Here is a 23,067-nt window from a genome sequence, read left to right on the forward strand (position 1 = left end):
CGTTCATGCGGGCAGTCCGGGCAGCACGCCACATCGAACTGCTGCTGATTCCGCCGGCACTGCTTGGCTGTCATCCCGCACGCGTGGCAGGTCGCCAGCGCGGCCACCACCCGCGTCAGCACGGCGGCTCGTTCGTCGTGGGCCGGGTGTCGGCGCCCCGGCTGGCGAGGAGGTTTTCCGCCTCCATCGCCTCGGCCCACGTATGGTGAATCGTGACTGGTGGCCGATTCCCCGGCGTGTACACGATCCAGGGATACGGTGACCCCTCCCAAATACGGTTCCGTCTGACCTGCGGGCGCCTGGTCTCCAACCTGCGGCTGAGCGTCCGGGCGCGCGGCGTCTTCAACCACGACATCACCGGCACCGTCCCTCGACCAGCACCGCCACCAACCCCACACCCACCAGGCCCACCAGGGACCACAGCTCCCCTTGGAGACTGTCGTGTGCCAGGGCCACCACGTAGGTGACAGCCAGGACAGCGGCCGGCGGCGTGTACAGGAAGCCGATGCGGCGCCGCTCCTGGCGAGCGCGGCGGATCCTGCGGGCCTCGCGGCGCTCGTCGGTGGCGGTGTGGTTCTGGTATTCGATGGCTTCGTTGATGGTCTGGCTCATGGTGTCCTCCAGGGCGGACGAATCGTCGGTGGTAAAGATTTCGGGCATCGGGTTAGCCGGCTGCGGGCTCGTGGAAGTCATCCCCATCACCTCCACGATCCGCCGCGCGGCGCGCCACCATATGAGGGAATGGCTTGTCTGTCTCGCCCTCGGTGGCGTCATCCTGGCCTGTCCAGTCTTCGACGGGCACGTACTGGGGGTCTCTTCCGTCCCGGACCATCTGGGCCAGGTCCGCTGGGCTATGTGGTTGCAGAACGTTGGCGATCTGGTCGATGCCCTTGCAGTAGCCCTGGGCATCGCGCGTGATCGCAGGCGCCAGCGCAACCATGTCGTCGAGCAGATCCCACCGGCTCATGGCGTAAGCCTGGTGTGCATCGAGCTCGGCGAGTTTCTTCTGCAGAACGTTGACCTCAATGTGAGCGCGGTGGATCGCCTTGTCCACCAGGAAAGCTGCACGGGCCATATCTCTATCGCCCTGGGTGATCGTCATGGTGTTCTCCTATGAGGCGTATCGGTCGGATTGGGTGTGGGTGTCCTGCTCGTAGGCGATGACATCCGCGAGGTTGTAGCGGACCTGTGCGCGGTTGAGTTTCCAGAACGCGGGGCCGCGTCCCTGATAGCGCAGGCGCCTGAGTTCCTCGGTCGTGGTCCCCCAGCGGGTGGCCAAGTCCTCGGGCTTGAGCGGGGGCGGGCCCAGGGTGGTGGGCGGGGCCGGCTTAGTCCTCGACGGCATCGGCGGGCGCCTCCTTCCTGGCCTGGGCCGCGGCGATGCGGCGCCTAATGAAGTCCAGGCCGGAGGGCAGGACCCTGGTGGTGTGGCTGGTCCCCCGCGTACCGTCCGAGCGCTCATACGATCCGGCGGCCACGTCGAAGTGGTGCGCGTACCGCTGGTAAGGCGTGTTGCGCAAGTGTCCCTTCGGGATGAGAACACCGTCGGAGCGGAGGAACTGGAACAGGCGGTTCTGTGACCAGCCCTGGCCGATGATCTTCGCGACCGCGCCAATGCTGTACGCCCCGTCCGAGTCCATGAGCGCCTCATACGCCTGGACCTTCGGCGCGTCCACCGCGCGGGCGGCCTCCAGCTCGGCGACCTGCGCCGTGGTGATCTGCAACGCCCGGGCCACGATCTGCTGGTCATCCAACGCGGCAGGTGTGGCGCCGTATCCGCCGGTCTTGCGAATCGAGGGCAGGACCTCGCGGGTGATCCATCGTTTGAACGCCTTGGCACCTGGTACCTGCGACCCCATCACCGCCGAGTACAGGCCCGGCTCAGAGATAACCGTCATCTCCTGCTCTCCTGACGGGGTACGCACTGAGCGCGTACCCCTCTCGTCCTCGTCCAGGCGCCGCGTCATGTCCGATGCCATGCGGTATCCGAGGATCCGAGCAATGTCCGCGGCGACGAACCACGGTTCACCGTCGACCATGACCACCCGAATCTCGGTATCCTGGTAGCTGAAGATGTTCATCAGCTCGTTCATCTGACTGGTCTCCTTTCTGGAGGTCCCGCCCTCACCTATGGCAGTAGGTGGGGGCACATTTCATTTGGTGGTCTGGGTACGGGTAGTGGCGCGGCGGTGGAGCTCGGCCTTGGCCTCGCGGTACAGCAGGATGTCGAAGTCGTCACCGCTGAGGCAGCCGCCGGCGGCTAGACGATCGTCGATGAGCTCAGCCGCCATGTCGGCGACTCGGTTGGCGATGAGGGCGGCCTGCGCGTCGATCCGCGCGAGCAGGGTCGGAGTCTCATCGTTGGCGAAGTAACCGTCGAGACCCGTCATGCTGCCACCTTCCCTGACTGTCGTTTAGAGTTTCGCGCGTTTGTCACTCGATGCACGCGAGCACCCCCATGCTCAATGAAGAGTTCGCGGGTCTTGCGCCCCAGCCATTTTGCGATGGTGTCAGCCAGATCCTTGGTGCAGTACTTCATGACACCCCGTTCGAGTGCTGAGATTGTGGCTTGACTGCACTGGCACAGCATCGCCAGTTGCCCCTGGGTGTACCCCTTGTCATCCCTCAACTCTCGGAGGAGGTCGCGGTCTATTGGCTCCATGTACACCTCCCGGTTGTATCGAGCCTTGGGCTTCTTCTTGTTGGGCCGGCGCATTGGAACGATCGCCTGGTAGGTCATATCTTGCCCCTTCGTTTCGGAATATACAAGTGAAGTATCACGCGTTTACCACTCACTTGTCAACAGTGCCCGCTCCTTGCCCAGTGTTTGCGCGGTACCCTGGCTATTGACTTTTATTTTTGGCCGCTCCGCACGGTGGCACTAGTGAAATATTGACAGCGAGGATTGACGGCATGACGACCAAGGTCACGACGCTCCAGGAGCTCGCACAGCTAGCGTCCGATGAGAACGGCGGCAAGCGAGGGCGAGCGCTCCAGACGGAGGCGGATCGACGTGGGCTCAGGTTGTCATACACGACCGTGGACAAGATCCTCAATGGCAAATACACATCGACCCCAAGGCGCGAGACGATCGAGGCCTTGGCCACCCTGGCCGGGGTCCCCGCCGAGGTAGCTTTCGCTGCCGCCGGCGTTCCGACCCCGACAAGGCCTGTCGTAGATGAGTTGCCGCCGGACATCGACATCATCAGCGATGACCAACGCCATGTCCTAGTGAGCCTGGCCCGCGTGTTCGTGAAGCAGACGAAAGAGCTACACGAATTGAGGAACCATGCCGACCACTCCCCTACCACAGACAACGGACACCGCGCCCCGGCCGCTACCGTGGCAGACCCACCGGCGGCGGGAACACCGCGCGAAACCGAGCCTCAAGACCAGAAGACCCCGACCCGCGACGAACTCGCCCACCTCCGCCGGCGGCAAGAGGAAGCCGACAACACCCCCATCGAGAAGATCCTCGGCTACGCGGCCGACCGCGAGCGCCCTCTAGACGGCCAGTAGCCGCACCTATCCCCCGTGGTTGGCCGTTTGGCCGACACGATGCAGTCAGGAGACCCCATGCAACCTTTCCACCTTCGCGGACGCGGTAGCTACATCGAGGTGGCCGGCACGCGTTATCGCCGGCATGAAATGAAAGAGGTTCTCAGCGTCACCGATCCGAGTGAAAGCTATCGGGAAAGCGCCTCGGTGTTTCTGGTCCCAGAGCCCGACAATCCGCATGATGCGCATGCGATTTCAGTTCGAGTCGGGTCGACCTGCATCGGGTATATCCCGGCTGATGAGTTGGAAACCTGGTGGCCGATCGTAGCTCGGTTCGTGGCGAGCGGCTATATCCCTCAGGTGGACTGCAATCTGCGATGGTCGCCAGCCTACCTGGATCATATAGATGAGGGTGGGTTCGCTGGTGCCGACCTGTATCTGCCCGAGCCTGAGCAGGTCTTCGCGTTGAATGACGCACCTGCCGAATCATCTCTCCTTCCCGATGGGGGTAGTGCCCAAGTGGTGAAGGAGGAAGATCACTTCGATGTCCTCTTCAACTACGTGCCCCGTAGCGGCGAGGGCCGCCTTTACCTTGAGTTCCGGCTAGGGGCGAGAACGTTGAAGAACGGGCAAGAGCGAACAATCGTGTACGTGTATCTCGACGGGGAGCATGTTGGCGAGCTGTCTTCGGTGACTGGGCAGAAGTTCGAGGCCGCCCTGCGGCATGCTGAGGATATGGGGAAGCGGGTGGTTGTATGGGGCACGATCAAGGGCTCGGCTCTGTCGGCGTCGCTGACATTCAAAGCCGCGAAGTCCGATGAACTTCCTGATGAGTGGGTCCGTGACCTTCCGTCTGCCCCGATCCTCATTCCCGATTCCGGAGTCAGATTAGAGGCGCTGCCGAGAGCGTACAAACCATCATGGCTAGATCTTCACCCGGCACCCCCAAAGCCTCAGTCGCCAGCGGCCAAGTCGGCTGCGAAGTCAGGAGGGTGCGCCGTTCTCATAGGTGCGGGTTTAGGCCTGGCCGGAGCTGCAGCAGCATTGGGGAGCAGCATCATTCACTTTGCGTGAATCTCATATTTCGGATTTCACTTCTATATTCGATCACGTGTACTAATCTGCACGTGTGAATATCCCCCACCCATGGCATGACCTGCAGCGCCGCGGGCATGTGGTGATCTCCTGGCGCGCGGACATGCCGGCAGGCATGTACGCGAGCACGAACGGCGCGGACCTGATTTGGATGTCGACGCGGATCCAGCAGACTCAGCGGCGTTGCTCGCTCATGCACGAGCTGGTGCACATCGACATGGGCCACCGGTGCGGTCAGTCCCCCGGAGTGGAGGCGCGAGTGCAGCGCGAGACTGCGCGGCGCCTGATCCCGCTGGAGTGCCTGTGCGATACGGCGCGGTGGGCCGGCACGGTGCCGGAAGCGGCCGAGGCGCTGTGGGTGACGGATGATGTGCTGCGCGATCGCCTCACCTGCCTGACGCCGGGCGAGCGTGAGGTCCTGGAGCGGATCGCGCGAGCGCACTGGCAGCAGCCCTAACACCTGATTGAATGCGCCACGGCGGTGGCGCTTTTTACCGACCCTGATTTCAGAGAATCGAGACGACCATGGCCACGATCACGGCCTACCAGACCAAAGCCGGCAAGCGGTACCGCGTGCGGTATCGGAAGCCGGACCGGTCCCAGACGGACCGGCGGGGCTTCAAGACGATGCGGGATGCGAAGGCGTTTGCGGCGACGGTGGAGACGTCCAAGCTGATGGGCACGTACATCGACCCGAGCGCGGGCCGGGTCACCATTGGGCAGTTGGGTGAGGCCTGGATTGGCCGGCAGGCGGACTGGAAGCCGTCGTATGCGACGACGATGCGGCAGTCTTGGGGCAAGCATGTGGATCCGCGGTGGGGCGGCACGGCGGTGGCGGACGTGCGGCGGTCGCAGGTTGAGGAGTGGATCGCCGGCCTGGGCCTGTCGAACTCGGTGGCCACGCGCTGTCTGACGATTCTGTCGTCCATCCTGGAGTCCGCGGTGGCCGATCATCTGATCCCGGCCAACCCCGCGCGCGGTGTCCCGGTGCCCCGGCGGATCCCGAAGCCGCGCGTGTATCTGACCCATCAGCAGGTCGCGCGGCTGGCGGCGGCCGCCGGGGCGCGCGGGGTCATCGTGGACATGCTCGCGTACACCGGTCTTCGGTGGGGCGAGCTGGCCGGCCTGCACGGGCCCGACGTGGACCTTGTGCTCGGGCGTGTGAGCGTGCACCGGAACGCGGTGGAGGTCGGCTCGCATGTCATCCTCGGCACGCCGAAGGGGCACGAGCTCCGCTCGGTGCCGCTGCCGGGGTTCCTCGTCGCGGAGCTGCGCGGGCGGGTGCCGGCGGGGATCGTGTTCCCGGGCAGTGACGGCGGGTATGCGCGGGCGCCGCGGACATCGGCGACGCGCAAGAGCTGGCTGAAGACTGCTGTGCTCGATGCCGGCGTGCCGATGCTGTCCCCGCACGACCTGCGGCACACTGCGGCGAGCCTGGCCATCAGCGCGGGCGCGAACGTCAAAGCGGTCCAGCGGATGCTCGGGCACAAGAGCGCCGCGCTGACCCTGGACACCTACAGCGACCTCTTCCCCGACGACCTGCAGTCGGTGGCCGTTGCCCTCGATGCCGCGCGCGAGCGCGCGGTCTGATTCGGAGTGTGGGCAAAGTGTGGGCACGGGGTGGGTTTGTGGGCATGAAGAAACCCCCGCTTCCCCAGTGTTTACCTGGGATAGCGGGGGTTCCGGATAACGCGGAGCCGGAGGGATTTGAACCCTCGGTCCCCAGTTCAAGGGACTCCACCTTAGCAGGGTGGTGCTTTCGGCCGCTCAGCCACGACTCCACTGATCGCCTCCCACCCGAGGGCGGGAACACAACCAGCACTAGCCTACAGATAAACGGACGGCCTCGCAAAACGAACGGCTCCCCTGCCGCACAGGATCTGCCGTACAACGCCCTGTACAGGGTCACATGGCGACCTCTCATCCGACCGTCCAGGCACTACGGGTCCGGATCTGCACGTTTACACAGCCGGAACCGATAAACTCGGGATGGTTTTGCACTACGCCCATGCCTTCTACGGCGGCCACCCCACTCGGTGGGCCCGTCCGGAGCCGGGCACGATTTCAAGGAGTTCGGATTGTCGGGAGAGGACAACAAGGGCGATAAGATGCCCGATTCGCCCGCTGAGCCCCGCCGCGCATCGGCCAAACCCAGCTTCCGCGGCGAGGAGCGCGCGAGTTCGGCGCCCGCAACGCCCGGCAGTTCACAGGTACCGCGCACCCGGGCCGAACGCAAGGCCATGGAGGCGGCCGCCCGTGCCCGTGCGGCGCAGACCCATATGGGCAACCGCTATCTGAGCCCGCGCAGCGAGGCCGAAAGCGCCTATACGGCCGATGGCATCCCCCCGGCGCCCTCCCAGCAGCACGCGGCTGGTGACACGGCCCAACCCGGAACTTCACAGATCCCCTCCACCTTCTCCATGGAGCCGAGCACCGAAACTCCGCCCGCCACGTGGGAGGCAGCCACAGGGACGGACTCCACCGACGAGGACGCCGAGTCCGAAGACCACCGGCCCGGCGCACGCCGCGGCAATCCACGGCACGCCCGCCGGGCACACGAGTCGAGCACTCCGCGCCCGGGCCCCAACGGCCTCGCCGGAGCCGCAGAGACGGCCGGGACGACTGCCGCCGGGGCTGCCGCGGCCACGAATGCACGTGCGACGGCCGGCGCTGCACAGGGTACGACCGGCGCAGCGGCTGCCGCGGCAACCGCTGCAGCCCGGGCACCCATCCCGGCCCGCGATCCCGACGGCACCATTCACATCCGGCCCGAGGACGACACAGACGCACGCCGCCACCCCAGCTACCGGGCGGGCGCGAACACCAGCTTCCCCGGACTGGTCGGGTGGACCGCCCTGGGCACCCTGGTCCCCGGACTGGGCGTATTGCACCGGAACCGGCGCAGCCCCACCGGCTGGGTGCTGTTCGGCGGATTCGTCCTCACTCTGGTGGCGATCGCGGCCTATGCACTCATCAAGGGTCCCACCCGGGCATTGACCGGTTTCATCGGCAGCGCCGCGGATATGACGGTGCTGTCCTATCTGCTCATGGGCCTGATCGCCATCTATGCGATCAATATCCTCATCTCCTACTTCAGTCTGCGGCGGGGGCACCGACTGACCCGCAGCCGCCGTCTGCTGGGCGGAGTGCTGGTCGCCTCGCTCATCCTCATCACCGGCCTGCCCATGGGCGTGGGCGCCTATTATTCACGCGTCACGGCCTCCACCTACAGCAAGATCTTCGGCTCCGATGCCGGACCGGCGATGAGCGCGGAGGACCTGTGGGCCGATAAAAAGCACGTCAATGTCTTCCTGATGGGCCGGGATTCCTCGGATACCCGCGAGGGCACGCGCCCCGACACCATGTTGGTCGCCTCGATCGACACGCAGACGGGCAATACGACGCTCATCTCGATCCCCCGCAACCTGGCCTTCCCGATCTTCCCCAAGGGCAGCCCGCTGGCCAAGCGCTGGCCCGAGGGCTTCCGTCCCACCGGCAGTTCCGACGAGGACCTGATCAACGCGGTCTGGGACTGGAGCACCGACAACAAGGCCGATTTCAAGGACGTCGACACCCACGGCCTGGAACTGGGCATGTGGGCGACCATGCAGGCGGTCACCGGTTCCACCGGCCTCGACCTGGACTACTGGGCCAGTGTCAACATGCAGGGCTTCAAGGACGTCGTCAACGCCCTGGGCGGCGTGACGATCGATGTGGAGCGGCCGATTCCGATCGGCGGCGGCCATAATCTGTCCACCGGCGGCATGTACCCCGTCAAGGGCTGGATCGATCCCGGCAAGCAGAAGCTCAAGGGCTCGAAGGCCCTGTGGTACGTGCGTTCCCGCCATCTATCGGACAACTACGACCGGATGTGCCGCCAGCAGCGCATGCTCAAGACCGTGTTGAGCCAGGCCGATCCGCAGACCATCGCGGTCGCCTATCCGAAGCTGGCCGGCGCCGCCGGGGACAATGTCGCCACCAGCATCCCCGGCAATGAGATCCCGGCATTCCTGCAGCTTGCCATCAAGATGCAAAGCGGCAAGTTGAAGTCCGCGCAGATCAACAACGGCGTGACGAAGACCTACAAGCCCGATTTCGATGAGCTCAAGGACTGGGTCGAGGAACAGACCGATCCGGAGACCAAGAGCCAGCAGGAAGCGGTCGAGGGCGTCGACAGCTCGGACAAGTACAAGAGCGGGGCGATGGACGAACCGAGCGCCGAACCGACCGAGACCGATGAACCGGAGACCGCCGAGGACCGCGCCAAGAAGGCCGGCCTGGAGGATGAGTCCGGTATGTGCTATCCCTCGGAACGCCCCAAGGGCACCGACTGGACCAAATTGGGCTGGCCCGGCCCCGCTGACAAGTGACCGGCGGCGGCCCGGCAGCGTCCACCGTCCGCGTTGCGGTGGTGGGCGCGGGGCCCCGCGGTCTGAGCGTTTGTGAACGGCTGATCGCCAATGCCCGCGCGGCCGCCGGGCGCATCGGCACAACTGCGACCACCCACTCGGCGTCCTGCCCGGTACCGGACCTCGTCATCGATCTGATCGACCCGTACCCGCCCGGTGCGGGCCGCGTCTGGCGCACCGGACAGGCAGCCGAACTGCTGATGAACACCACGATCGGCGATCAGACGGTCTTCCCGGATGACACCTGCACCGACCTGGTCCCGGGCCTCGGCCCCGATATGGGCACCTGGTGGCGTGCCCGCCGCGACGTCGAATGCGCCCCCGGCCACCCGGCGACCCATACCGCAGCGGAGTGCGCGACGGTCTTCCCCTCCCGCCGCCTCTACGGCGCCTACCTGGACGATGCCTTCCAACTCGTCCGCGAGGCCGCCGAGGCAGCCCCCGGCGTCACTCTGCGGGTCCACCGGGCACAGGCGACCGACATCGTCGAGCCCGATCACGCGCAGGACCGGCAGCTGCTCCGCCTATCCGACGGCACGACCCTGGAGGTCACCGATGTGGTGCTGTGCCTGGGCCACATCCCCACCGCCCCGGGCGCCGAGCGTGCTTCCTTCGCCGAGTTCGCCCAGCACGCCGGGCTCGACTACGTGCCACCCGGACTGCCCGCCGAGGCCGATCTGGACGGCCTGCTGCCCGGCGAACCCGTGGCCTTCCGCGGCTTCGGCCTGAACTTCTTCGACCTCATGGCCCGACTGACCCATGGCCGCGGCGGAAGCTTCCAGCCCGCGGGGGACGAGCTCGTCTACCGGGCCTCGGGCGCCGAACCGATTCTGGTCCCAGGCTCCCGGCGCGGCACCCCCTACCGCTGCAAGCCGGTCACCGCCGAGCACGGCATGCCGGACTACCGGCTGCACTTCTTCACCGCCGAGGCCGCCGGAATTCCGACTCAGGCCGGTCCGCTGCGCTTCAACGAACATCTGTGGCCGCTCATCCTGGCCGATCTGCGGCTGGCCTGGTACACGGCAATGCGCCGCTCGGCCCCCGAGGCGCTGACCTGTTCGGCCGAGGCCATGGAACGGGCCATTGCGACCGCGGCCGGGCTGGAGCCGGGCCTTTCGAACTCTGCCGGGCCGGTGCACGGCCGCACCGCAGCCGAAGTCAGGGGCGCCTGGGAGGCCTTCGAGGCGCGCGCGGTGCCGGAGCCCACCAATCGTCTGGACCTGGCACGCCTGGCCCGGCCCCTCGAGGGCAGGGAGTTCACCACCCGGGAGGCGGGGGCCTCGGCGGCCGAGGGGCAATCCCTGCACGATGCGATGCTGGCCTTCCTGCGCGAGGACCTGCGCGACTCCCTGCTCGGCTGCGAGCTGGCTCCGTCCAAGGCGGTCTTCGCCGTGCTGTGGGCCGCCCGCACCCTGCTCAAGGAGATCGTGGCCGATGGCCGGCTGGCCCCCGACAGCTTCGCAACCGAGGTCAGGGGCTGGTTCGAGGACCTGGTCGCCGGACTGTGCGATGGGCCGCCGCCGCAGCGCTACGCCGAACTCATCGCCTTGGCCGAGGCCGGGTTGGCGCGCTTCGCCGGGCCCCGGATGCAGGTGCGGCGCAGCCCGGCGGGCGCACCGGCCGGCTTCCTCGTGTCATCCCCCGCAGTGCCCGGCGAGGTGCGGGCCAGGGCCCTGGTGGATGCGGCCTCGCCGGCCAACAACGTCAGGCGGGCCGCCGATGGACTCGTCTCCGGGCTGGTGGAACGCGGCAGACTGTCCGCAGCCGAGGTCCGCTCCGGCGCGACGCTGATCCCGGGGACGGGATTGCGGGTCGCGGGACCGGCCCATCACACCGTCGATTCCCTGGGCCGGGAGCACCCACACCGCTTCGTGCTCTCGATCCAGCTGTCCGATGTCCAATTGGGTCTGGCGATCGCCGCGAACCCGGGCACCGATGCCCGGACGCTGCGTGACGCCGACACGATCGCCCGCGAGATTCTGGGGATCACAGGGGTCTCGGCAACCGCCGACTGACCCCAAGGTCACATGCCACACCCCCACCACCTTGTCTTTACAACTGTAAAATCATGGATGGAAACTCATCACATCATCGAGGAGGATGAAGAGATATGCGCGCAGTCATGTTCTACGACGCACACGACCTGCGGGTCGAGGACATTCCGGAGCCCGAGGCCCCCAAGCCGGGCTGGGTCAAGCTGAAGCTGGCCTACAACGGCATCTGCGGATCCGATCTGCACATGTTCACAGATGGCGGCTTCACGGGCAATACGCCCACCGCAACGGAGGAGAACCCGCTAACCGGCGAGACCCTGCCGATCGTGCTGGGCCACGAGTTCTCCGGCACTGTCGTCGAACTGGGCGAGGGCGTCGAGGACGTCTCCATCGGGCAGAACGTGGCGGTGCGCGCGAACGTGTCCTGCGGGGAATGCGCCGCCTGCCGGTCCGGGAAGTCGAATATCTGCCGCAAGCAGTGGGGCTTCGGGATCTCCGGCGGGGGCGGCGGCCTGGCCGAGTACATCAACGTGCCGGCGGGCAATGTGCACGTGGTGGGCGATATGGACCTGGGCCACGCCGCCATGCTGGAACCGCTGTCCGTGGCCACCCATGCGGTGCGCCTGTCCGGGGCGGATGCAGGGCAGACCGCCCTGGTGGGCGGCGCCGGTCCCGTCGGCCTGTTCACCGCCGCGATCCTCAAGGCCAAGGGGCTGACGGTCATCGTGTCGGAACCGTCCCAGGCGCGCCGCGACATCGCCCTGAGCGCATCGCACGCCGACTACGCGATCAACCCGATCGACGAGGATCTGAACGCCCTGGTCGCCCGGGTCACCGACGGCCTGGGCGCCGATATGGTCTTCGACGCCGCCGGTGTGGGCCCTGTGACCCACCAACTGATCGGCAATGTCCGCCCCGGCGGCCACGTGCAGATCATCGCGCTGCACGGCAAGCCCCTGGAGATGCAGGTGGCCCCGGAATTCCACTACACCGAGGCCACGTTCTCCGGCACGATGGCCTATCTGCCCGAGGACTTCGAGGACTCGATCGCCATGGTCAACTCCGGCAAGCTGGACCTGGAGGCCTTCGTGACCAAGCGGATCGATCCGGAGGACATCGTGGCCGAGGGCTTCGACACCCTCATCAACCATAATGACACCGCGGTGAAGATCCTGGTCAAGACCTCCCGCGACTGAACGGACGAACCCCTCCCGATACAGCCGAGGCCCCGGCCGGGTTCCGTGAAAATGGAACCCAGCCGGGGCCTCGGCCATTCATCCGCAGCCTTGGCCCATAGGCGAATGCCCATGGGCCAAGGAGCCGGATCGGTTAGGCGCCGGGTCGGTTAGGCGTGCGCCAGGCGCTGGATCTGTTCGAATCCGGCGCTGCGCTTCTTGGCGACCGCCGCGATGCCCGCGACCGCACCCAGCACCAGCCAGACCAGCAGCAGGCCGAAGGCCTTGCCCAGGCCGTCCGCGCCGGTCACCACTGCCGCCACACCATCGATTGCAGGTGTCAGCGGGGAGATGCCCGCCAGGCCGGACAGCCAGCCGGGCACCGCCGTGAGAATCTTCGCAGTCACGCCCAGCACCAGCAGGATGACGCCGATGAACCGGCCGGCGCCGCCGAACAGGGCGACCAGGGCGAAGTTCACCACCGTGAACACGATGCCGGCGAACACGGTGAAGCCCAGCAGGGACACGAAGTCCACGGTGTTGAGCTTGAGCAGCACCTGGCACAGGATCGTCAGCCCCAGGGACTGGACCACCGCGATGCCCAGACCCGGCAGCAGACCCTTGAGCATGATGACGAAGGAGCGCTTCCGACTGGTCAGCGAGGCCGCGGAGACCGGGCGCAGCACCGTATAGGCGATGAGCGCGCCCAGGAACAGCGCCATGACTAGCAGCAGTGCGATCGACGAGGCGATCGGGAACTTGTTCAGGGAGTCCAGGCTACCGACCTTGATCGGGGCGGCCGTGACCTCCTTGAGGGTCTCCCTATCGGACTTCGAGTAGTGCGGGACCGAGTCCTTGCCCTCGTCGAGGCCATCGGCGAACTTGCCGACACCGTCGGCGTACTTCTCGGTGCCGTCGGCCAGTTTGTCCGCGCCCTTGGTCATCTGCGGCATCTGCGCACTGAGCTTGACGACGCCTCCGGTGTACTGGGAGACGCCGGATCCGAACTGCGAGACGCCGTCGGCGAAGGTGCCAACACCCTTGGTGTACTTTCCTACGCCGTCGGAGAACTTCCCAACACCTGTACCGTACTGGGCGGCCCCGTCGGCGAATTTGCCAACGCCGTCGGTGTACTGCGCGACCCCGTCGGTGTACTGGGCAACGCCCGTGCCGTACTTGGCCACGCCGTCCGCCATTTTGCCGACGCCGTCGGTGTACTGTGAGACACCGTCTGTGTATTTCTTGACTCCGGGAGCGAGCTGTCCAATACCGTCAGCGACCTTGTCACCATTCTCGGCCAGAGGCTTCGCCAGTTCCGAGTCGCCCTGCATGCCAGAGGCGATACCCTTCAGATAGATCGCTTCACAGCTAGCGTCGCCCTTGCACTGAGCCTCTACTTCATCAGCCTGATCTTCAGAGATCAGGCCCTTCTCTCCGCCGACCAGCCCTTGGCTCTTCAGGATTGCAAGGCTAGGGATCTTCTTCAGATTGTCACCCTTGGTCTTGATTCCCTTTTGGAACTGCCCGACCCCATCGGTGTATTCCTTGACTCCGTCGGCAGTCTGTTGGAGTCCGCCGGACAACTTCGACCCGTTCTTGGAAAGCTCCGCGCCGCCCTTCTTCAGCTTCGGAGCCTCCTTCGCCAGGTCTTTACCGCCCTTGCCCAGCTTCTCGCCATTGTCGGCCAGGGCCTTGCCGCCCTTGGTCAGCTGTGGCACGCCCTTGGCGATCTTGCCGCCGGCATCGCCCAGCTGCTTCGCGCCCTTGGCCAGTTGGTCTCCACCGGCCTTGAGCTGCGGGGCGCCGGCTGCCAGCTGTGAACCGGCATCGCCCAGTTTGGCGCCCGCGGTGCCCAACTGGCCCACACCGTCGCCCAACTTGCCAACACCCTTGGCGAATTCCTTATTGCCGTCGGCCAGACCGTCGGCCCCGTCGTGCAGCTTATTGCCCGCATCGGCCAGGGTCTTGAACTGCTTGCCCATATCGTTGAAGCCCACGTAGATGCCGTCGAGCACCTGTTCGGCCCATTCGCGGTTGAACTTATCGCGCGCGGCATTGCCGATGGACTGCGAGATCATCGAATCGCTCAGCGGGGAGACCTTGGACGAGGTCACGCTGATGGTCGCCTGCACGGCCTCGGACGGATCGTCCTTGGTACCCGTGGCCACGGCCCGGGAGAAGCCCTTGGGGATGTGGACGACGGCGACGTACTCGCCCGACTTGAGCCCGGCCTCGGCCGAATCCACGTCCGCCAGTGACCACTTGTAGTTGCCGTCGGTGTCGTCGTCCATCAGGCCGGAGACCAGCATCCTGCCCAGGGGCACCTGCTGGCCCTGGATCTTCGCGCCGTCATCGTCGTTGACGATCGCGGCCTTGACCTCGCCCATCCGGTCGGAGACCTTCCAGGTGGCGAAGACGAAGCCGGCGGCGATGATCAGCGGCACCAGGATCAGACCGATGACCGATACCCAGGTCACCTTCTTGCCGGCGTCCGCGCGTTCGAACAGTGCCATCAGTTCGCCCCTCCCATGGATTCGGCGATGTTCATTGTCAGTTCTTCCGTTTCCTCTCCGCGGGGCCCGCCGGACGCCATCGCGTCCAGGTCAAGCCGGTGCAGGACGACCTCGGCCGGCAGCATCTGCAGGGCCTTCGGATTCGTCAGGCCAAGCACCACAGCGGATCCGCTGGTCAGCGCATTGCCCACCAGGGTGCGCACCGCCTGGGCCGTCTGCGGATCACGGGATTGGTCCGCCCGGTCCACCACCAACAGCTTGGGTGGTTTGGCCGCCAGCTGTTCGAGCTTGCTCAGCGCCGGCACCATCGCGTCCTCGGCCGGGTCCATATTCAGGTACGGCGTCGAATTGCGGATCTTGTTCGCCTGCTCCGGCAGGACATAGGGTCCGACCTTGAGCTCCCCGCCGTCCAGCTTGGCGCGGCCCGACAGGGCCAGCACCAGTCCGGGGGTGCCGTGGCCGGTGATGCCCAGGACCTCGCCGGGCTTGAGCGCCACGTCCACGTTCTCGAAGATCGGGTGGCGCTTGGTGCCCAGGCTCAGTCCCTCGCCGTAGACGGCGTAGGGGGAATCCTTCACGGGGAAGTCCTTGAGCTTGACCTGGTGGTACAGCCCCTCGCCCTCCACGTCGAAGTGCGGCAGGATCTTGTCCAGCCACTTGGGGATCCACCAGGCCTTGTCGCCCAGCAGTGCCATCACTGCCGGCACCAGGGTCATGCGCACGATGAACGCATCGGTGAACACGCCCACCGCCAGCGACAGGCCGATCGACTTGATGATCGCGGCGCCTTCGGGCACGAAGGCGAAGAACACGCTGAACATGATGATCGCAGCACCCGTGACGACCGCGGCGGAACCGGTGAAACCGCGCAGGATCGCCTGTTTGGCCGATGCGCCGTGTGCGTAGGCCTCGCGCATGCCGGAGACCAGGAACACCTCGTAGTCCATCGCCAAGCCGAACAGGATGCCCATCACGATGATCGGCAGGAAGGAGATCACGGGGCCGGCCTGATCGACCCCGATCAACGAGGCACCGTGGCCCTGGACGAACACCAGCGAGATGATGCCGAAGGACGTCACGACCGACAGCAGGAAGCCCAGGGTCGCCTTGATCGGCACCGCGATCGACCGGAAGACCATCATCAGCAGGATGAAGGACAGGCCCACCACAAAGGCGCCGAAGGGCAGCAGGGCGCGGCCCAGCTGGGCTGAGATATCCGAATACAGAGCCGTCGCGCCGGTGACCGATGTGTCGACACCGTAGTCGTCCTTGAAGTGCTGTTTCATATCGCGCAGTGCCTGAACCGTCTCCTCCGTCTGTGGATCGGACGGGCCGGTCTGCGGCACGATCTGGATCATGCCGGTGTCCGCGTTCTGATTGGGCACAGCGGCCAGCACCTTGACGACGCCGGGCACCTTCTCGATGTCGGCCTTCATATCGTCCATCACGTCCATCGGCTCGTCCGAGGTCGCCAGACCGTCGGCCAGCATGATGAGCGGACCGTTGAAGCCCTCGCCGAAGTGCTCGGTCGTCAGATCATAGGTGACGCGCGCGGGCGTGCCTGGATCCTCCGTGCCATTGTTGGGCATGGCCAGCTGGATCTTCGAGGCGGGGATCGCGAACAGGCCCAGGCCCACCACGATCACCACGATCGTCAGGATCGGGACCTTCGTCGCGGCCTTCACCCAGCCGCCGTAGAAGCGTTCTGCGAAACTCTTGCGGGGTCGTCCCCCGGCTTTCGGGGCCGAGGCCGCGCTCAGCAGAGCCGCACCCTCCTGCTCGACTCCGGCCGGCTCGGCGGCACTCGCCGGGGCACCCGTGCGAGCGTCGGCACCCGCCGGGGCCGCGTCCTCGGCGCCCTGGTGGGCCTGTGCGGCCTCGTAAGCCTCGGCGGCCCGGATCCGCGCGGCTGCCAGTGCCCGTTCTCCGGCGGCCCTGGCCTCGTGCTTGGAAGCCCCCTGGGCGAGCGCGTCCTTCTGCGCCCGCTTGGCGACCTTGCGGTGCGGATCGACCCGGGTGCCCAGGAAGCCCAACAGGGTGGGCACCAGGGTGAGCGCCACCAACACGGCAACGGCGACGGTGATCGCCGCGGCCACGCCCATGATGGTCAGGAAGGACATGCGCACGATGCTCAGGCCCACCAGGGCGATGATGACCGTGGTGCCGGCGAAGATCACGGCCGAGCCGGCGGTGGCCGTGGCCTGCGCGGTGGCCTCCTCCGGGTCCTGCCCGTGGCGCATGTTCTGTCTGGCGCGGGAGACGATGAACAAGGCGTAGTCGATGCCGACCGCCAGGCCCAACATCGCCGCCAGGGTGGGCGAGGTCGAGGAGACCGTGGTGAACGCCGTCATCGACACCAGGATCAGCATGCCGACGCCCACACCCACGATCGCGGTGATCAGCGGCAGGCCGGCGGCCAGGAAGGACCCGAAGGTGATGGCCAGGACGAAGAAGGCGATGACCACGCCGATCACCTCGGTGGCGCCCATTGACACCCCGGTCATCTGGAACACCTCGCCGCCGGGCTCCACCTGGCTGCCCTTGGGCAGATCGTTCTGCAGTTCGTCCACCTGGGCCTGCAACTTGTCCTGCGTGTCATCGGGCAGGTTGAAGCGGTCCGTGTCGTAGCTGATGTTGATGATCGCGGCGGACTTGTCGTCGCTGATGCCGCCTTCGATCATCGCGTTGAAGGGCGCGCTGGCCGTCTCCACATGGTCCAGATCGCCGATCCGTTCCGCGGCGTCCTTCATCTCCTGTTTATAGGGGTTGTGGTCGACGCGCTGCCCGTCGGGGGCGACGATGATGATCTGCGCGGACGCCCCGGATGCCTGCGGGAAGCTCAGCTTCATCGAGTCCAGGGCCTCCTGGGCCTCGGAGCCGGGCAGGGTGAAATCGTCTGCGAAGGGCTTGGAGAACGCCCCGACGAAACCGCCGATGGCCACCAGGATGATCAACCAGGTGGCCAGAACGGTTTTCTTGTGTCGGAACGCTCTGCGTCCCAGTTCATACAGGAAGGATGACACGTGTTCTCTTTCGTGACGGCAGGTGTCCGGGGTGGGTCGTGAGCGGATACGGTTCGAGCGGGGGACCCCGTTCGATACATTGGTGTATCCGATACAGAAGTGTATTCTTTAGGCAGGGGCCGATGCAACGCAGCCGGCCCACAACACCCCAGATCCGGGTCGGTCACCCGCATTCCGACCCGACACGCCCGAAAGGACGCCCGCCCCCGCATGACCATCACGGCCCGCCGCGCCAGGACCCGCGAAAAACTGTTGACCGCGGCAGTACCCGTATTCGCCAAACGTGGCGTCGCCGGCGCCTCGATCGAGGAACTGTGCGAGGCCGCGGGATTGACCCGCGGCGCCTTCTACTCGAACTTCGAGGGCAAAGAGGAACTGGTCCTGGCCCTGATCGAACAGCAGATGGACCAGGCGATCGGGCACATCACCGACCGGGCCGAGGCCGCAGGCGGAATGTCGGCCGACGGCACCCCGAACAGCTGTTCGATCATGGCGGAGGCGACTCCCGCCGAGCGCGCGAAACGCGCCGAACAGCTGGCCGCCGAGGCGATCGACGCCCTGAGCGAGGAGGCCGTCTCCTTCGTCCCCGACAGCCGTGACTGGGTGATCGCCCAGCGGGAGATCGAGCTCTACGCCCTGCGCACGCCCGGGCTGCAGACGCGCTTCCGGGAACTCGTCGACACCCAGCTGGCCAGGATCGCCGAAATCGTCACGACCATCCTGGCCCAGCACGGGGCGAAGTCGACGATTCCGATGGACGAACTGGTGGGCATCCTGGCCGCGGTCGGCAAAGACCGGCAGTTCACAGCTCTGGTCGCCAATCCCGACTCCGACACCGCGGCCTTCGACCCGGAGCAGACCATCCGCGTCCTGCTCGCCTTCATCGAATTCGTCTGAGCAGACCCCAACCTGAGTTCCACTACGACATGAATTGTCGACTTCTGGCCCAAACAGCCGATATATCGACAATTCATGTCGTAGTGGAACCCTCAGATTAGAAGGTGGGGTGGCGCTGGGCGTGGCCGGTGGCGGCCTCGAAGGCGTGTGCGACCTGCAGGACCTTGACATCGGCACCCGGCTTGCCGACGATCTGGATACCCACCGGCAGCCCGGCCTCGCTGAACCCGGCGGGCACGCTGATCGAGGGGCACCCGGTGGGCGAGATCAGCGTGGCCGCCCGCATCCAGTCCAGGTAGTCCGTCTGCTCGACCCCGTTGATCTGCGTGGGGTATTCGATCGAGGCGTCGAAGGGCAGCACCTGGCTGGTCGTCGTGACCAGCACATCGTGATCGGCGAAGAACCGGTCCACCGCGCGCAGCAGGCGGCCGCGCGCCTTGTCCTTGGCGATGATCTCCTCCACGCCCAGGTCCAGGCCCATCTGGATGTTCCACGCGACGAAGTCCTTGAACTTCTCCGGCTGCGCCTTGAGCAGCTGCCCGTAGAGCGCCGCGAAATCGTAGGCGCGCTGGACCCGGAAGACCTCGGCGGCGGCACTTAGGTTGATGCACTCCTCCGTCAGCTCCGCGCCCAGTTCCGCGAACACGTCCTGGCTCGCGCCTACGACGGCCGCGACCTCGGCCTCGACGTTCAGGCGGCCACCCAGGTCCGGGGCGAAGCCGATCTGCACGCCGGCCAGATTGGGCTGGTAGTCCGCGTCCAGCGCGAACTCCGGCAGGTCGAAGTCCGTGGGCGGCTGCGACTGCGGGGCCAGCCGGTGCGGACCCGAGGCCACGTTCATCAGCAGCGCGACGTCGCCGATCTCACGCGCCATGAAGCCCGACTGCGCCAGCCACGCCCACGGATCGCCCGGCAGGGCGTGCGGGATGAAGCCGTTGGACGGACGGAAGCCCACCACGTTGTTGAACGATCCGGGGGTGCGCAGCGAACCGCCCATGTCCGAACCGTCGCCCGCGGCCTGGATGCCGGCGGCGATCACCGCGCCCACCCCGCCGGATGAGCCCGACGCGGACTTGCTCCGGTCGTACGGATTGACCGTCGTGCCGAAGACCTGGTTGAAGGTGTGGGAGCCGGCGGCCAGTTCCGGCACGTTCGTCTTGCCGGTGGTGATGATGCCCGCCGCGCGCAGCCGCGCGATGATGAGCGAGTCCTTCTGCGGGATGTTGTCGGTGAACAGCGGCGAGCCGAAGGCCGTGCGCATCCCCGCGGTCTCATGGGTGTCCTTGTGCGTCATCGGCACGCCGTGCAGGGCGGGCAGTTCCCCGTCCGCACCCATCTCCAAGCGCGCCGCGTCGGCCTCGCGGGCCTCGGCCAGGGCGCGCTCACGATCCTCGGTGATGACCGCGTTGAGCGCCGGATTCACCGCGTCGATCCGCTCGAAGTGCGCGCGCACGGCCTCCTCGCTGGAGACCTCCCCGGTGGCGATCAGGTGCGCCAGCCGGCGCATGGACAGCCAGGTCAGGTCATCGGTCATAGGGTGTGTTCCTCCTCCTGGTCCGGTCGAATCGCTCACTTGCCCAGGCGTCCGAACAGGGCGGTGAGCGCCGCGCGTGCACCGGTGGCCAGGGTCAGTGGGACATCGCTGGGCATGAAGAACGGCGAGTGATTGCCGGGCACGCCCTTGACCCCGCCTGCCGCCTCGAGCTGGGCGGCGTCGTTCGAGCCGAAGAACCAGAAGACGTAGGGCACGTCGATCGCGGCGCCGAAGGTCCCGAAGTCCTCCGAGCCCATCCGCGGGGACGGGTTGATCACCGAGTCCTCGCCCAGTTCAGCGCGCAGGGCGGCGTCCAGGTCCGCGGCCAGCTGCGGGTCGTTGTCGCATTCGGGGAACTGGTAGAGCTCGCGGATCTGCGGTTCCGGGGCGCCGGAGGCCTGGGCCTCGGCGGCGATGATCCGGCGGATCGCATCGTTCACGCGCACCCGCACCCCGTGGTCCAGGGTGCGCACGTTGATGGTGAACACCGCCTTGTCCGGGATGATGTTCTCCTTCAGCCCGCCGTGGAAGGAGCCGACGGTGACGACGGCGGATTCCTGGGCGCCCAGTTCACGGGAGACGATCGTCTGCAGCCGGGTGACCATGGACGCGCCCAGCACGATCGGGTCGATCGAGGCCTCGGGCTGCGACCCGTGGGCCTGCTTGCCGTAGACGGTGACCTCGAGCGAGTCAGCGGTGGCCATGGCGGTGCCCAGCATCAGGTCGACGGTGCCGGCGCGACCCGGCCACACGTGCTGGCCGTAGATCGCATCGGGGCGCGGGGCGCGGTCCCACAGGCCGTCGGCGACCATCGCGGCTGACCCGGCCGCGGTCTCCTCGGCAGGCTGGAACAGCAGCACCAGGGTGCCCGACCACAGGTCCTGGTGTTCGGCCATGAGCTTGGCCGTCTCCAGGCCCACCGTGATGTGGGTGTCGTGGCCACAGCCGTGCATCACGAAGGTCTCGGTGCCATCGGCCAGGGTGCCGCGGGCCCGCGAGGCGAAGTCGCTGCCCGTGTCCTCCTCGATCGGCAGACCGTCGATGTCCGCGCGGTAGGCGATGGTCTGACCCTCGCCGTTGCGCAGCACGGCGACCACGCCGGTGCCTGCGCAGCGGAAGGTCTCATAGCCCAGTGCCTGCACGGCCTGTTCGATCTCCGCCGAGGTCTGGGTCTCCTGCATCGAGAGTTCCGGATGGGCGTGGAAGTGCTTGTACGTCTCCAACATCGCCGGCGCGTCGGCGGTCAGGGCCTGTTCGAGGTTCTGGTGCAGTGCCATGGTTCTCCTTGGGTTGTGGCTGGTGGCTGGGGGTCGGTGTGGTGGTCGGACGGTTGCGGACGATGGTGCAGCCGGGGCCACGGCTGAGTCAGAGGGCGAATTCGACGGTGCCCAGCGCCGCGTCCTGTGGCAGGCCGGCGTTCATCCGCACCAGTTTGCGGGCGGGATCCATCCGGACGGTCACCAGGGTCGCGATGTTGAGCCCCAGCGGGGCATCCGGCTTGGGCCGCCGGGCGACCAGGTCCGCGCCCGGGTCGGTCGCCAGCCAATTCAACAGCCCGTCCGCGGATTCGGGGAAGGCGGGCGCGGCGGGCGCGGCCCCCGTTACGCGGTCGTTGAGGACTCGGAACCGCTGGGGCGAGTTCGACACTCCCCCGCGTTTCTGGCCTGCGGCCAGTCCGGAGTCCTGGAAGTCATTGGTGTGGCAGAACCAGATCGCCTGATCCCGGCCGGATTCGTGCACTCCGCGCTGATCGGTCCGGCCCGGTTCCAGGATGCGGTGGCCACCGGGGGTCAGTTCGACCATCAGCACGCGGTCGGCGCTGGTGATGGTGATGAGCGAGGAGGCGCTGACCGGGGCGGATGCGATGATGTCGAGCGCTTGTTCGATCGTGCGGGCCGAACCCAGGATCCGGGCCAGGACGGCGTGGATCGGCACCCCGCCCGGGCCGTCCGCCTCATGGGACAGGATGTTGAGGTCCACGGCCAGCCCGGCCGAGTTCATACCGATCTTGCCCAGCATCCCGAACTCCGCGAAGCCCGCATGGTTCAGCGGTGAGGGGTTCTGCCCGGCCGCGGGGTCCTCGGCCGCGGCCGCCACCGTGCCCGCTGCCGCATCCCGGGCCGGGTCCTCCGCCGGATCCGGCAGACCCTCGACGTAGTGGAAGTGCCAGCAGTCCTGGAACTGCGCGTGCCAATCCCAGGTCTGGCCGACCAGGCTGGAACCGGGGCGCTGCAGGCCCAGGGTCGAGCACTCCTGGCCGATCTCGGCTCCCGCCGCGGCCGGACCCGCGGACTCGGTGCCGCCGGCCGACTCGGTACCGTCGACGGCATCCTGCTGCGGCGCGGCAGGTGCCAGGGTCAGGATCTCCGTGCGCGCCACCGTCGTCATCAGGTCAGCGATCTGCAGGCCGGAGCCGGTGGCCACCCCCGCCAATTCGGCCGCCTGGGCCGGGTCCCAGGCTTCGAGCGCGGCCAGCGAGGCCTTGGCGGCCGTTCGCTGTGCCCGTTCGTCGATGCCCAGGGTGGTGAACAGCTGCGCATAACCGCGCTGGGCCGCCCGGATCCTGGCGGCCGAGGCCGCGGCCCGTGCGAGCCCGCGTTCCCGTGGGCCGGTGCCCGCGACATGCAGGATCTGCGGACGCGGACCCTGATCGGCTGCGGACCGACCTCCCGGGGCACCTGTGGCCGGGCCCAGTTTGCGTTTCAGCAGGCTCTGCAGGGGGTCGGGCAGCGATTCGCTCATGCCTCTATTACAGCACTCCGCACCGACTCGGTGCGACAGGGGTCACAAGGTCGCACCCTCTGATGCTCCTATAGGTTGTCAAGCCCGGTCGTGATCATGGTGGTGGTGATCGACCATGGCGAGGTGGCCTACGCGGCGAGCAGGTATTCACGGTAGGCGATGACGAAGTCATCGTCTCGGCGTTTAC

20 protein-coding genes and 1 tRNA gene are annotated in these 23,067 nt (G+C 66.8%); 9 read left to right on the top strand and 12 right to left on the bottom strand.

The features are described from left to right. Positions 1-5: 5 nt before the first annotated feature. Positions 6-209 carry a hypothetical protein gene (locus tag NQ036_RS06910; RefSeq protein WP_257057918.1) on the top strand — a complete coding sequence of 68 codons (204 nt, stop codon included), beginning with the start codon at positions 6-8 and terminating at the stop codon, positions 207-209. A 145-nt stretch (positions 210-354) separates the two neighbouring features. Here the strand turns inward: NQ036_RS06910 and NQ036_RS06915 are convergent, their stop codons facing one another. Genes NQ036_RS06915 through NQ036_RS06940 form a run of 6 tightly spaced genes read right to left on the bottom strand, consistent with a single transcriptional unit; the run spans position 355 to position 2,740 of the window. Beyond that, complete coding sequence (locus tag NQ036_RS06915) at positions 355-660, bottom strand: hypothetical protein (RefSeq protein WP_257057920.1); 306 nt, start codon at positions 658-660, stop codon at positions 355-357. Positions 661-664: 4 nt separating this feature from the next. Further along, positions 665-1,102: a hypothetical protein gene (locus NQ036_RS06920; RefSeq protein WP_257057921.1), complete on the bottom strand. Its 438-nt coding sequence runs from the start codon at positions 1,100-1,102 to the stop codon at positions 665-667. A 9-nt stretch (positions 1,103-1,111) separates the two neighbouring features. After that, positions 1,112-1,345 (bottom strand): hypothetical protein, encoded by a 234-nt coding sequence (locus tag NQ036_RS06925; protein ID WP_257057922.1) that lies wholly within the window; start codon positions 1,343-1,345, stop codon positions 1,112-1,114. Continuing rightward, positions 1,329-2,093 carry a phage antirepressor KilAC domain-containing protein gene (locus NQ036_RS06930; protein ID WP_257057923.1) on the bottom strand — a complete coding sequence of 255 codons (765 nt, stop codon included), beginning with the start codon at positions 2,091-2,093 and terminating at the stop codon, positions 1,329-1,331. Before NQ036_RS06930 ends, NQ036_RS06925 begins: the two co-directional genes overlap by 17 nt. A gap of 60 nt (positions 2,094-2,153) precedes the next feature. Further along, complete coding sequence (locus tag NQ036_RS06935) at positions 2,154-2,390, bottom strand: hypothetical protein (RefSeq protein ID WP_257057924.1); 237 nt, start codon at positions 2,388-2,390, stop codon at positions 2,154-2,156. Then, positions 2,387-2,740, bottom strand: a complete 354-nt coding sequence (locus NQ036_RS06940) for a helix-turn-helix transcriptional regulator (RefSeq protein WP_257057925.1) — start codon at positions 2,738-2,740, stop codon at positions 2,387-2,389. The genes NQ036_RS06935 and NQ036_RS06940 overlap by 4 nt, the downstream gene beginning before the upstream one ends. 173 nt (positions 2,741-2,913) lie before the next feature. Here NQ036_RS06940 and NQ036_RS06945 point away from each other — a divergent pair, with 173 nt between their 5' ends. The 4 genes from NQ036_RS06945 to NQ036_RS06960 all read left to right on the top strand — a co-directional run bounded on the left by NQ036_RS06945 (position 2,914) and on the right by NQ036_RS06960 (position 6,183). After that, entirely contained in the window at positions 2,914-3,519 is a 606-nt protein-coding gene (locus NQ036_RS06945) for a hypothetical protein (protein ID WP_257057926.1), read from the top strand. 57 nt (positions 3,520-3,576) lie between these two features. Next, a complete protein-coding gene (locus tag NQ036_RS06950) occupies positions 3,577-4,572 on the top strand; it encodes an HIRAN domain-containing protein (RefSeq protein WP_257057929.1) in 996 nt (331 codons plus the stop codon). A 55-nt stretch (positions 4,573-4,627) separates the two neighbouring features. Continuing rightward, entirely contained in the window at positions 4,628-5,050 is a 423-nt protein-coding gene (locus NQ036_RS06955; protein ID WP_257057931.1) for an ImmA/IrrE family metallo-endopeptidase, read from the top strand. A 68-nt stretch (positions 5,051-5,118) separates the two neighbouring features. After that, positions 5,119-6,183, top strand: coding sequence for a site-specific integrase (locus NQ036_RS06960; protein WP_257057932.1), 1,065 nt, complete (start codon positions 5,119-5,121; stop codon positions 6,181-6,183). Positions 6,184-6,285: 102 nt separating this feature from the next. Here NQ036_RS06960 and NQ036_RS06965 read toward each other — a convergent pair. Further along, a tRNA-Ser gene (locus NQ036_RS06965) sits at positions 6,286-6,374 on the bottom strand. 297 nt (positions 6,375-6,671) lie between these two features. Between NQ036_RS06965 and NQ036_RS06970 the strand changes: the two genes are divergently transcribed. From NQ036_RS06970 to NQ036_RS06980, 3 genes are all read left to right on the top strand, one after another. Then, the gene (locus tag NQ036_RS06970) at positions 6,672-8,963 is read left to right on the top strand and encodes an LCP family protein (protein WP_257057934.1); all 2,292 of its coding nucleotides are present in this window, start codon (positions 6,672-6,674) and stop codon (positions 8,961-8,963) included. Then, positions 8,960-11,017: an FAD/NAD(P)-binding protein gene (locus tag NQ036_RS06975; protein ID WP_257057935.1), complete on the top strand. Its 2,058-nt coding sequence runs from the start codon at positions 8,960-8,962 to the stop codon at positions 11,015-11,017. The genes NQ036_RS06970 and NQ036_RS06975 overlap by 4 nt, the downstream gene beginning before the upstream one ends. Positions 11,018-11,112: 95 nt before the next feature. Then, positions 11,113-12,192, top strand: coding sequence for a 2,3-butanediol dehydrogenase (locus tag NQ036_RS06980; RefSeq protein WP_257057936.1), 1,080 nt, complete (start codon positions 11,113-11,115; stop codon positions 12,190-12,192). A gap of 149 nt (positions 12,193-12,341) precedes the next feature. Here NQ036_RS06980 and NQ036_RS06985 read toward each other — a convergent pair whose 3' ends face one another. Then, positions 12,342-14,684, bottom strand: coding sequence for a YhgE/Pip domain-containing protein (locus tag NQ036_RS06985; RefSeq protein WP_257057937.1), 2,343 nt, complete (start codon positions 14,682-14,684; stop codon positions 12,342-12,344). Continuing rightward, positions 14,684-17,707 carry an MMPL family transporter gene (locus NQ036_RS06990; protein WP_257049257.1) on the bottom strand — a complete coding sequence of 1,008 codons (3,024 nt, stop codon included), beginning with the start codon at positions 17,705-17,707 and terminating at the stop codon, positions 14,684-14,686. The genes NQ036_RS06985 and NQ036_RS06990 overlap by 1 nt, the downstream gene beginning before the upstream one ends. Positions 17,708-17,917: 210 nt before the next feature. On the opposite strand from NQ036_RS06990, the gene NQ036_RS06995 reads away from it, so the two are divergent. Beyond that, positions 17,918-18,604, top strand: coding sequence for a TetR/AcrR family transcriptional regulator (locus NQ036_RS06995; RefSeq protein ID WP_257049258.1), 687 nt, complete (start codon positions 17,918-17,920; stop codon positions 18,602-18,604). 97 nt (positions 18,605-18,701) lie between these two features. Here NQ036_RS06995 and NQ036_RS07000 read toward each other — a convergent pair whose 3' ends face one another. From NQ036_RS07000 to NQ036_RS07010, 3 genes are all read right to left on the bottom strand, one after another. Beyond that, complete coding sequence (locus NQ036_RS07000; protein ID WP_257057939.1) at positions 18,702-20,138, bottom strand: amidase; 1,437 nt, start codon at positions 20,136-20,138, stop codon at positions 18,702-18,704. Positions 20,139-20,173: 35 nt separating this feature from the next. Continuing rightward, positions 20,174-21,415 (bottom strand): amidohydrolase, encoded by a 1,242-nt coding sequence (locus tag NQ036_RS07005; protein WP_257049260.1) that lies wholly within the window; start codon positions 21,413-21,415, stop codon positions 20,174-20,176. An 88-nt stretch (positions 21,416-21,503) separates the two neighbouring features. Next, positions 21,504-22,880 (bottom strand): C45 family peptidase, encoded by a 1,377-nt coding sequence (locus NQ036_RS07010; RefSeq protein WP_257057941.1) that lies wholly within the window; start codon positions 22,878-22,880, stop codon positions 21,504-21,506. Between the last annotated feature and the right edge of the window lie 187 nt (positions 22,881-23,067).

The sequence above is a fragment of the Brevibacterium sp. 91QC2O2 genome (assembly GCF_024580695.1).
Classification (GTDB): Bacteria; Actinomycetota; Actinomycetes; order Actinomycetales; family Brevibacteriaceae; genus Brevibacterium; species Brevibacterium moorei.